At 38.1% G+C, this 10,504-nt stretch carries 9 protein-coding genes and 2 tRNA genes; 6 read left to right on the top strand and 5 right to left on the bottom strand.

The features are described 5' to 3' along the window. The 3 genes from RMB06_RS05895 to RMB06_RS05885 all read left to right on the top strand — a co-directional run bounded on the left by RMB06_RS05895 (position 1) and on the right by RMB06_RS05885 (position 832). Positions 1 to 76: transfer RNA gene (locus RMB06_RS05895), tRNA-Asn, on the top strand. Between the two features lie 180 nt (positions 77 to 256). Further along, positions 257 to 332, top strand: a tRNA-Asn gene (locus RMB06_RS05890). A gap of 56 nt (positions 333 to 388) precedes the next feature. Beyond that, the gene (locus RMB06_RS05885) at positions 389 to 832 is read left to right on the top strand and encodes a DUF2726 domain-containing protein (RefSeq protein WP_005068176.1); all 444 of its coding nucleotides are present in this window, start codon (positions 389 to 391) and stop codon (positions 830 to 832) included. Positions 833 to 836: 4 nt separating this feature from the next. Here the strand turns inward: RMB06_RS05885 and RMB06_RS05880 are convergent, their stop codons facing one another. From RMB06_RS05880 to glnA, 5 genes are all read right to left on the bottom strand, one after another. Continuing rightward, entirely contained in the window at positions 837 to 1,037 is a 201-nt protein-coding gene (locus RMB06_RS05880; RefSeq protein WP_000082753.1) for a hypothetical protein, read from the bottom strand. Between the two features lie 103 nt (positions 1,038 to 1,140). Further along, positions 1,141 to 2,448, bottom strand: coding sequence for an alpha/beta hydrolase (locus RMB06_RS05875; RefSeq protein WP_311078766.1), 1,308 nt, complete (start codon positions 2,446 to 2,448; stop codon positions 1,141 to 1,143). A 109-nt stretch (positions 2,449 to 2,557) separates the two neighbouring features. Continuing rightward, positions 2,558 to 3,436 carry a 4-hydroxybenzoate octaprenyltransferase gene (gene ubiA, locus RMB06_RS05870; RefSeq protein ID WP_017480718.1) on the bottom strand — a complete coding sequence of 293 codons (879 nt, stop codon included), beginning with the start codon at positions 3,434 to 3,436 and terminating at the stop codon, positions 2,558 to 2,560. Beyond that, the gene (locus RMB06_RS05865; protein WP_311078765.1) at positions 3,433 to 3,942 is read right to left on the bottom strand and encodes a chorismate lyase; all 510 of its coding nucleotides are present in this window, start codon (positions 3,940 to 3,942) and stop codon (positions 3,433 to 3,435) included. The genes ubiA and RMB06_RS05865 overlap by 4 nt, the downstream gene beginning before the upstream one ends. A 125-nt stretch (positions 3,943 to 4,067) precedes the next feature. Continuing rightward, complete coding sequence (gene glnA / locus RMB06_RS05860; RefSeq protein WP_002052696.1) at positions 4,068 to 5,483, bottom strand: type I glutamate--ammonia ligase; 1,416 nt, start codon at positions 5,481 to 5,483, stop codon at positions 4,068 to 4,070. A 762-nt stretch (positions 5,484 to 6,245) separates the two neighbouring features. On the opposite strand from glnA, the gene RMB06_RS05855 reads away from it, so the two are divergent. From RMB06_RS05855 to RMB06_RS05845, 3 genes are all read left to right on the top strand, one after another. Beyond that, positions 6,246 to 7,805, top strand: coding sequence for a peptide MFS transporter (locus tag RMB06_RS05855; protein ID WP_080632640.1), 1,560 nt, complete (start codon positions 6,246 to 6,248; stop codon positions 7,803 to 7,805). Then, positions 7,802 to 9,604 (top strand): aminopeptidase P family protein, encoded by a 1,803-nt coding sequence (locus RMB06_RS05850; RefSeq protein WP_311078764.1) that lies wholly within the window; start codon positions 7,802 to 7,804, stop codon positions 9,602 to 9,604. The genes RMB06_RS05855 and RMB06_RS05850 overlap by 4 nt, the downstream gene beginning before the upstream one ends. Positions 9,605 to 9,896: 292 nt before the next feature. Beyond that, a complete protein-coding gene (locus tag RMB06_RS05845; RefSeq protein WP_000925676.1) occupies positions 9,897 to 10,481 on the top strand; it encodes an aminodeoxychorismate/anthranilate synthase component II in 585 nt (194 codons plus the stop codon). The last annotated feature ends 23 nt before the right edge of the window (positions 10,482 to 10,504 follow it).

Below are 10,504 nucleotides of genomic sequence, written 5' to 3'. Positions count from 1 at the left end.
TCTCCCATAGCTCAGTCGGTAGAGCGACGGACTGTTAATCCGCAGGTCCCTGGTTCGAGCCCAGGTGGGAGAGCCAAGATTCTAAAAGCCCGCATTTATTGCGGGTTTTTTCTTTTCTAAGATTTAATAATTTTTCATTATTTTGAATAAAATCAATGTTTCGAGTATTTTTAAACCAAACGACAAGATATTCTCTCTAATTCTGCTATTAAAGCTTGACCCAGCACCCTTTCCTGCCTAAAATCCTTTTCCAGATTCTCCCATAGCTCAGTCGGTAGAGCGACGGACTGTTAATCCGCAGGTCCCTGGTTCGAGCCCAGGTGGGAGAGCCAAGATTCTTAAAAACCCACTCATCATGAGTGGGTTTTTATTTGTATGATGCCTTCACATGTTCGAATCGAGTCACTTATTTTTTATTGTTTTAGGTTGCGTAAGCACCTGTATTTTTCTTCTTGTTTGTTTACGCCCTTATTTATTTCCAAAACAAAAATTCTTTGCTCGCCCTGTCATTACAAACTTTGAAACTCAAATGTTTATACGTTTAAAACAAAGTTTTCCAAATTATCATGTGTTAGCACAAGTGGCTTTTAGCGCTTTAATTACCAGTAATGACTATAAAATTCGTAGTCAGTTCAATCGTAAAGTTACTGACTTTGTTGTGCTCAACGACAAGATGGAAGTCATGGCCATCATTGAGCTAGATGACCCTACCCATCTTGAAAAAGTAGAAGAAGACCGTATTCGTGATCAAATGCTTACTGAAGCAGGCTACCTTGTAAAGCGTTACACAAATATTCCTACTGTACGCCAATTACAAAAGGATATTCATTAACAAGCTATTTCGATTCAGAATTTGCAGCTTCTTTCTCAGCTATTCTTTTTGCCATCTCTAAACGCTGTTGTTCATATTGTTTTTTATTCTTAGCATCGCTTTTTGCAGCCAAGAAAAGTATTCCAATAATCAGAAAAGGAATAAGTAAACCTAATCCCATTAATAACCAAGGAACAGATTTTTTTTCAACAGGTTGCTGGCTCATAAGTTCTTCAAGCTCAAATAGTATCAAATCAAACTGTGTAACAATATAACAAAAAAGGCCCTTTTCAGGACCTTTTTAATTTGAAGATTTTAAATACAAAAAATTATTGTGCTATTCCAGTACATTCAACATTCTTACTAGCATCTATTACTGATGGATCAAGCACTATATTTGTTTTAGCTGGCATCTTAGATTGAACAAATTGATAAATTTCAGCATTTCTACATACAATCGCCTGAGTATGGGCAGCTCCAACAACAGGTATAAATGTCACATCAGTTCCCATTTTTTTAAGTCCCTCTTGTAAGGCATTAGTAACAGGATATGGTACAGCCATATCCGCAGTACCTTGAACAATCATGACTGGTGAATTAATTTTTTTGGTAGCAGGTTGGTTATCTACCAAGAATTTTTGCACCGTTGGATTCTCCTGGAAATTACCAGCTAGGCCTGGATAATCTAGAACTGTTTTACCAGTATTAGTCGCAAGAAAATCTCGAATATCATCTGCAAATTTATTATGCAAATCAGTTAAACAGACTCCATTTTCACCCGTAGTGCCTTCTGCAAACTCAGCTATACTTTGAGAACGTTGTTGAAAGATTTCACGATAATTAAATTTAGGTTCATAAGCAGTAATACCCACTGTGGTATATGCAGCATATGCAAGTAGCTCAGCATATACTTCTACAGCCGTACCAACAGGTGCGGTACCAGCCTGCTCTTTTTGAAGAATGTCTCTAATTGCTTGCGGAGCAACTACAGAAATAATATAGCCAAGGCTAGAGGCTGGTGCTGTTGCAACCGCTCCTTTGTAGTTAATGTCGTTATTAGCAAATTCAGCTGTTCCTAATGAAGCATGACCTCCTTGAGATTGTCCAATCGACATCCATGAACTATTCAATTGACTACCGTAATGATCTTTAGCAGCTTTAACTGCTGCAATTGCAGATTTAGCCTCACTTCCCAAATTAAGGTATGGATGCATCCCTCTAGTACCTAAACCTTCATAGTCAGGTGCCACAATCACATATCCAGCAGCTAATAAAGTATCAGCTAAAATTTTGAAGCGTGGATTAATCGTATTATTACTTGGTGCACAACTATCCCCTACTCCTACAGTGCCGTGCTCCCATACCACTACGCGATAACCATCCTTTGGTTGAGCAACTTTCGGGAACATGACTAAAGCGGTTGCTTCAGCTGTTTTCCCTTGTACATTCACCATGTTATAAGTCATTACTTTTATAGATGAAGCGCCACTTAAGGTATCCTTAGAATAGGCTTTTTCAGAAACATAAGTTTTATCGGGATTAACACCAATATAGTCATCATCATCGTCATTACACGCTGTAAGAAATAGTGCTGAAATTGATAATGTTATAGCTAAAGCAATTTTTGACCGTTTCATAGAATATCCTTTTTATGTGTTATTTATTCCGCATATTTTTATGCACAAATATTAAGACATAAAAAAAGTGCTCTGCATAGAACACTTTTCAACCTCACGGTCATTTTTACTATATGAAATTTAAAAATATTCCTAGAAAAATGATTAATCCCACCCAACGATTGTGACGAAATGCCCAAAAACATACTTGAGGGTTGCGGTCTTTGGTTTTAATTGTTTGGTATACAAAATCAAAGGCCACTACAACTAAAGCAATAATTGCCCATGGGAATAAAATATTTTCTAAATATAATGCAGTACCAATCAAAACAAGACTAGTTGCTTGTAAAAGAGCAATAATCTGGATGTCATATCGACCAAAAAGAATAGCTGTAGATTTCACACCAATCTTTAAATCATATTCACGATCTGTAATTGCATATTGAGTGTCAAAAGCCACTGTCCATGCCAAATTACCAAAATAAATTAGCCAACACGTTATATCTAAAGGCTTACCCATTGCAGTAAATGACATTGGAATCCCCCAAGAAAATGCCATACCTAACACTACTTGCGGTAAATGGGTATAACGTTTCATAAAAGGATATATAAATGCTAACGCCAAGCCCCCTAATGCACAGTAGAACGTCGCGATAGGTAAAAAGAACAGCGTACAAGCACTGGCAAATACTAATGCTAGAAATACATATACCGCTTCTCTTGGACTAATTACCCCTGTTGCCAAAGGGCGTGTTTTTGTACGCTCTACATGTCCATCTACTTTACGATCAGCAAAATCATTAATCGCACAGCCAGCGGCACGCATAAAAATTGTACCGAATACCATCGCCAAAAGAATATGTAGAGGTGGCATTCCCTCTGCTGCAATCCAAAGCGCCCACATGGTTGGCCAAAACACCAGTTCTGTTCCAACAGGCTTATCAAATCGACATAGATAATAATAAGCTTCTAAACGCTGACGCCATGTTGTGCCTGTTGCAGTCGTCATAGTAATTCCTTGTCGTGCTGCTGATTTAAAAAAGCTTCAAAAGCCGGTAAGAATGTTTCTTGGACGATAAATTTACATCCATGCCAAGTATAGCAACTTTGTCGCGTCCAGCCTTCTGGCAAACGAATGACACGACGGTCACAAAGCGGAATTGTTCTTTGAAATAGGAAAAAGCCAATCGGTTTAGAACCGATGTGCTGAAATATACGCGCTCTTTTTTGTAAGCTTTGAATTGGAAAAATACTTTTTGCTTTCACCCACGGCTCTGCTTCACAACCATATAAATAGGTTTCCCTAACCCATGAAGTATGAGCATGAGGCATGTTCATCCATTGACTATCTGCCAAAGTTAAACGCTGAAAGTGCTCTTTAAAGGGCTTCACACTAAACTGGCCACCACCAAGCTCAGTGAGTTGTTGAGTCAGAGAACCAGAAGCATACAACCATATTTTCAACTCAGGATTTAAAGCCTTTTCCTGTTTAAGTACTGGTTGTCGTTTACGCATAATCTGCTCACATGAAAACTCGCACCTAGTTTACTCCAATTTTTTGATAAAAAACGTAGATAATTCAATCAACATTCCAAGCAATAAAAAAGCCTGCATATGCAGGCTTTTTTACGAAATACGTATTACAAGCTGTAGTACATATCGAATTCAACTGGGTGAGTAGTCGTGTTAAGACGACGTACATCTTCAGTTTTAAGTTCGATGTATGCATCAAGCATTTCTTTAGTGAACACACCGCCTTTTAATAAGAATTCGTGATCTGCTTGAAGTGCTTCAAGAGCCATATCTAAGCTATGAGCAACTGTTGGGATTTTTGCTTCTTCTTCTGGAGGAAGATCATACAAGTTCTTATCAGCAGCTTCGCCTGGATGGATCTTGTTTTGGATACCGTCGATACCAGCCATTAACAATGCAGCGAAACCTAAGTACGGGTTCATCATTGGATCTGGGAAACGAGCTTCGATACGCTTACCTTTAGGGCTAGAAACGTATGGAATACGGATAGAAGCAGAACGGTTACGCGCTGAGTAAGCAAGCATAATTGGTGCTTCGAAGTGAGGAACCAAACGCTTGTATGAGTTTGTAGATGGGTTTGTGATTGCATTCAATGCACGAGCGTGCTTGATGATACCACCGATGAAATACAATGCCATTTCTGAAAGGCCTGCATATTCATCACCAGCAAACAAGTTCTTACCATCTTTAGAGATAGACATGTGAACGTGCATACCAGAACCGTTATCACCTACCATTGGTTTAGGCATAAAGGTTGCAGTTTTTGCATATTGATGTGCAACGTTCCAAACAGCATATTTGAACTGTTGAACTTCGTCAGCTTTACGTACAAGTGTATTGAAGCTCACACCAATTTCTAACTGGCAAGAAGCAACTTCGTGGTGATGTACTTCTACACGACCTGGACCCATGATGTCTTCGATTTTTGCACACATTTCTGCACGCATATCTTGTGAAGAATCAACTGGAGGAACTGGGAAGTAACCGCCTTTAACACGTGGACGGTGACCAGAGTTACCAGACTCGTAGTCTTTACCAGTAGACCAAGCAGCTTCTTCAGCGATTAATGTATGACGAGCGCCAGACATATCGATGTCCCACTTCACTTCGTCAAATACAAAGAATTCTGGTTCTGGACCAAAGAATGCAGTATCACCGATACCTGTAGATTTTAAGTATTCTTCTGCACGGCGAGCAATCGAACGTGGGTCACGCTCATAACCTTGACCAGTTGAAGGTTCAATAACGTCACAAGTCACAACTACAGTTGGTTCAGCAAAGAACGGGTCGATAAAACCAGTTTCCGCATCTGGACGTAAAATCATGTCAGATGCTTCAATGCCTTTCCAACCAGCGATTGAAGAACCATCAAACATTTTACCGTCTTCAAAAGTATCTTCATCAATAGAATCAGCTGGGTAAGTTACGTGCTGTTCTTTACCCTTAGTATCAGTAAAGCGAAAATCGACCCATTTTGCGCCACTTTCTTGTATGAGTTGAAGGACCTTGTTCGCCATGCTCATTTTGCTCCAATGAAATTTTGTTGCACTTGTTAAGTGCGTGTTAGTTGCTGGTATTTATATAGCAATTCTCATACCAACTTTATAAGACTTACCTAAAACATTGAATTGCTTATAACTATCCATGATTTAGGCCCCTTGTCTTGAACCCATTATACTGTTTGCATAGTTAAATGCACCATATTCAGACATTTTCAAATTATGGCATACAAGAATAGCTCGCAATCGCCCTAATTTAGTGCAAAATTGTTGCGCTAATATGAATCACCGCATCAATATCTAACAGTAATTTGTGATCATAATACTTTCTTATATAGAAATCTGACTTTCTTACTGTAATCCTTAAAAATAATAATCTATTCCCGATAGAACTATTAATCTCTAAATTAGACGATGTTATCTACAATATGCCCTTGCCAAAAAAGTTTGAACATAAATACGATTTCTAAGTAACTCTACACAATTTTTTTAAATAATATCAATTACCACTCTTCACTGCCCATCCATAGAAAGGTTGAGGTTTTAAAGTGCTAATTTAATTTTTCTCATCGTAGTTTTACGCAAGGGCTAGCCTGATCAGCTTTGGTGCACCAAGAGGAATCTTTTCGACTGATAATTTCAACTTTCTAATTTTTTACCATTTGTTATATACCTTTTTTATACATGACCAACTTGCTTTTTCTTTTTAAAAAATCTAAAAAATAAAACATAACTTTTTTTTATAATTAAACAAACTAAAAGTTTTGTTTTATCTAAACTACAAATATGTTCAAAGGATTTGAAATGAAGCATGAACTCGAACAATATGACAGAGCTTTTTTCGGCCATCCAAAACCATTAAAAACTTTATTTTTTACAGAGCTTTGGGAAAGATTTTCTTATTATGGTATTCGGCCTTTACTCGTTCTTTATATGATTGCAATGGTTAATGACGGTGGTTTAGGTCTTGACCGTCCAACTGCAGCCGCCATTGTGGGATTATTTGCAGGTTCCATGTATTTAATGACCGTCTTTGGTGGATGGATTGCCGATAACTGGTTAGGTCAGGCGCGTGCTGTCTGGTATGGTTCTATTATTATTGCACTAGGTCATTTATCAATTGCCCTCACCACCATTTTTGATCAATTCTTTTTTTATTTCGGTCTAGTTCTGATTGTTCTTGGCTCAGGTTTATTTAAAACTTGTATTTCAGTCATTGTAGGAACTTTATACAAAGCTCAAGATAGTAGACGAGATGCTGGATTCTCCATTTTTTATATGGGAATTAATATGGGCTCGTTTATTGCCCCGCTCATTACAGGCCTATTAGCTCGCGATTATGGCTGGCACTTAGGCTTTGGTATTGGTGGTATTGGGATGCTCATTGCTTTATTAATTTTCCGCTTTTTAGCTATCCCGCAGCTCCAAACTTTTAATGAGTTACGTCAAGAAAATGACAATTGGAATAAACCTGTCGTACAAAACAAAAATGCACCAAAAATTGCTTTCTCCTTTTTACTATCTGTTGCAGTCGTTATTGCTCTTACCTTATTTGGTGTCATTCATATCAATCCGGTCGAGGTAGCAACTTATTTAACAGTTGGGATTGGTATTGGGATTATTGCTTATTTTGCATATTTACTGCTTTTCCTGAATTTAGAACAACATGATAAATTTAAAATTATTATTTGCTTTGTTTTATTAGCAGCCTCTGCCCTATTCTGGTCAGCTTTTGAACAAAAGCCCACAACTTTTACTTTATTTGCACAAGACTATACAGATCGTATGTTTTTTGGATTTGAGATTCCAACTGTATGGTTTGAATCAATTAATGCCCTATTCATTATTATTTTTGCCCCAGTTGCAGCATGGCTTTGGGCAAGACTAGGTAAATCAAATAAAGACCCAAGCTATATCAGCAAATTTATTATTGCATTGTTATTCGCAGCAGGTGGCTTTCTTGTTATGTCTTTTGCTAGTCGTTTCGCAATTGCTGGCGGGCTAGTTTCACCATTTTGGTTAGTAGGAACTTTATTTTTACTTACCATAGGAGAACTGTGTTTAAGCCCAATTGGGCTATCAACCATGACTAAACTTGCACCTGATGTCATACGCGGTCAAATTATGGGGCTATGGTTTACTGGCACAGCTTTAGGTAATCTCATCGCTGGCTTAATTGGCGGGCATGTATCAGCAGATAATATTGATCATTTACCAAATCTCTTTATGCGATGCGTTTTGGCATTAGTCGTTGGTGCAATCGTGTTATTTTTATTAAAGAAACCTATCAATAGATTAATGAACAAAAGTACCAGTAAAGTTCAACCTGAGTTGGAAACTATATGAGCGTTTTAACTGTTCCAGAAAAACTTGAGAAACTTCGTCAACTCATGCGCAATCAGCATATTGATGCTTTGATTGTGATGAGTGCCGATCCCCATATGTCAGAATATTTACCAGACTACTGGAAAGTAAGGCAGTGGTTAAGCGGTTTTAGTGGTTCTGTTGGTACGCTTGTGGTGACCCAAAAGTTTGCAGGTCTATGGGCGGATGGTCGCTATTGGGTACAAGCCGAGCAACAACTCGCTGAAACTGGCTTTCAATTACAAAAACTCACCAGTGATGAGTCTTCAACACATCTCGTGTGGATTGAGAAAAATTTATCAACTGGTTCGGTCATTTCAGTAAATGGACAAACGCTTTCAATCCAGCAATTTAAAGCTTTGGAAAATACGGCAAAACAACGTGGCTTTAAACTTGAAACACAGCAAGATTTAATTGGTTCGATCTGGTCTAATCGTCCAGAACTTCCTTTAGAGCAGATTCATTTAATGCCTGAAGGGTTAAATGCCCTATCTCGTAAAGAGAAAATTCAGGCAATTCGCGAGAGCTTAGCTAACAAGAATATTGCGGGTCATTTTATTTCATCTTTAGATGATATTGCTTGGGTCTTAAATGCACGTGGACAAGATGTAGAGTATAACCCTGTATTCCTTTCACATTTGTATATCAGTACTCAACAGGCTGTTTTATTCATTGATAGCAACAAAGTTGATTCAACCTCTCAACAAGCTTTCAAAGCTGATGACATTGAAATTCGTAACTACGAAGATACAGCTAAGTTTTTATCGAATATCTCTGATGCTTCAGTACTTTTAGATCCAGCCAAAGTCTCGATTTTTCATGAACAAGTCATCGCAAAAGATATTCGAGTTGTATACGACATCAACCCGAGTACACTTTTTAAATCACGTAAACATGAAAGTGAAATTGCCCATATCCGTCATGCCATGGTGAAAGACGGAGTCGCGCTTTGCCACTTTTTCCACTGGTTAGAGAAAGCCCTTCATCATGGTGAAAGCATTTCAGAACTCACTATTGATGAGAAGATTACAGCTTTCCGTGCTGAGCAAAACGGATTTATAGGCCCAAGTTTTTCAACGATTGCTGGCTTCAATGCTAATGGTGCTTTACCTCACTACCGTGCAACTGAAGAGCACTATTCATTTATTGAAGGCGATGGTCTATTACTGATTGACTCTGGCGGGCAGTATATTGATGGAACAACAGATATTACCCGTGTTGTTCCCGTCGGGACACCAACAGAGCAACAAAAACGTGACTATACTCTGGTTTTAAAATGTCATATTGCTTTGGCAAAAACGATTTATCCAGAAGGTTTAGCCGCTCCTCTACTCGATTCAATTTGTCGCCATACGCTATGGCAACATGGTTTAGATTATCGCCACGGCACAGGCCACGGCGTAGGCTTTGCGCTTAATGTTCATGAAGGTCCGCAAGTTCTTTCTTATTACGTACCTATACATGCCCATAGCAAATTGTGTGAAGGAATGATTATTTCTAACGAGCCGGGCTTATACCATGAAGGACAATACGGCATTCGTATTGAAAACCTCGTTGCAAACAAACTTCACTCAGGGTTTGAGAAAACCTACGGCGATTTCTTAGAGTTTGAAACGCTGACTCTTTGCCCGATTCATTTAGATTGTATTGTTGTTGACATGCTAACGAATGAAGAGAAAGACTGGTTAAATAGTTATCATCAAACTGTTCAAGAAAAACTGGCTGAACATTTATCTGGCGATGTTTTAGATTGGTTGATTTATAACACACGTAAGATTTAATCTTCTTTTTGATTAAGGCAGAATAGTTTTTTATTTACAATAGAAGCTTATTCTGCCTTATTTGTACTTATCTCTAATTTCAAAAGGCTCACTTCTTAAAGCCATTTTTTCTGTAAATTTCTAACGAATGAAATAGTTAAACTGGTTACTTCTTTTTTTGCTATATTAGCCCATTAGAAAGCGGCTTTTTATTTGATCAAATAAAAGTACTTTTTAAAAAATGAGTAACATTGTGAGTAAAACTCTAGTCACTTATTAAATATATATTAATTATCATGAGGTTAAGTTCATCATGCTTCTAATGATCGACAATTACGACTCTTTTACCTACAACATCGTCCAATATTTTGGCGAGTTGAATCAGGAAGTAAAAGTAGTTCGCAATGATCAAGTCACATTAGAGGATATTGAACGATGGCAACCTAAATACCTTGTGATTGGTCCTGGCCCTTGCTCTCCAAGTGAAGCAGGTATTTCAATTCCTGCAATTAATCACTTTGCCGGAAAAATTCCTTTGCTTGGCGTGTGTTTAGGGCATCAAAGTATTGGGCAAGCTTTTGGCGGAAAAATTGTAAGAGCCAAAACGGTGATGCACGGACGTTTATCTGATATGTACCACAGCAATAAGGGTATTTTCAGTAATCTTCCTAGCCCATTCTCGGCAACTCGTTATCACTCTTTGGTGATTGATCAGCAAACACTGCCTGATTGCCTTGAAGTAACATGCTGGACCAATGAAGCAGATGGCTCAATGGAAGAAATTATGGGTGTTAAACATAAGACACTTCCTGTTGAAGGCGTGCAGTTCCATCCTGAATCAATCTTGAGTCAACATGGCCATCAAATCTTTAAAAACTTTTTAGATATCTATGCATAAGGCAGCCGTAAATAGATTATTTT

The organism is Acinetobacter sp. V104_13 (assembly GCF_031798995.1).
In the GTDB taxonomy this organism is placed as follows: Bacteria; Pseudomonadota; Gammaproteobacteria; order Pseudomonadales; family Moraxellaceae; genus Acinetobacter; species Acinetobacter pittii.
The sequence above is the reverse complement of the archived record's forward strand: the minus strand, read 5'-3'. Positions and strand labels throughout refer to the sequence as shown.

Coding starts and splice junctions, on each gene's coding strand:
- RMB06_RS05865 (WP_311078765.1), bottom strand. CDS start 3,942: ATGCGTAAACGACAACCAGTACTTAAACAGGAAAAGGCTTTAAATCCT.
- RMB06_RS05875 (WP_311078766.1), bottom strand. CDS start 2,448: ATGAAACGGTCAAAAATTGCTTTAGCTATAACATTATCAATTTCAGCA.
- RMB06_RS05885 (WP_005068176.1), top strand. CDS start 389: ATGTTCGAATCGAGTCACTTATTTTTTATTGTTTTAGGTTGCGTAAGC.
- glnA (WP_002052696.1), bottom strand. CDS start 5,483: ATGAGCATGGCGAACAAGGTCCTTCAACTCATACAAGAAAGTGGCGCA.
- RMB06_RS05845 (WP_000925676.1), top strand. CDS start 9,897: ATGCTTCTAATGATCGACAATTACGACTCTTTTACCTACAACATCGTC.
- RMB06_RS05880 (WP_000082753.1), bottom strand. CDS start 1,037: ATGAGCCAGCAACCTGTTGAAAAAAAATCTGTTCCTTGGTTATTAATG.
- ubiA (WP_017480718.1), bottom strand. CDS start 3,436: ATGACGACTGCAACAGGCACAACATGGCGTCAGCGTTTAGAAGCTTAT.
- RMB06_RS05850 (WP_311078764.1), top strand. CDS start 7,802: ATGAGCGTTTTAACTGTTCCAGAAAAACTTGAGAAACTTCGTCAACTC.
- RMB06_RS05855 (WP_080632640.1), top strand. CDS start 6,246: ATGTTCAAAGGATTTGAAATGAAGCATGAACTCGAACAATATGACAGA.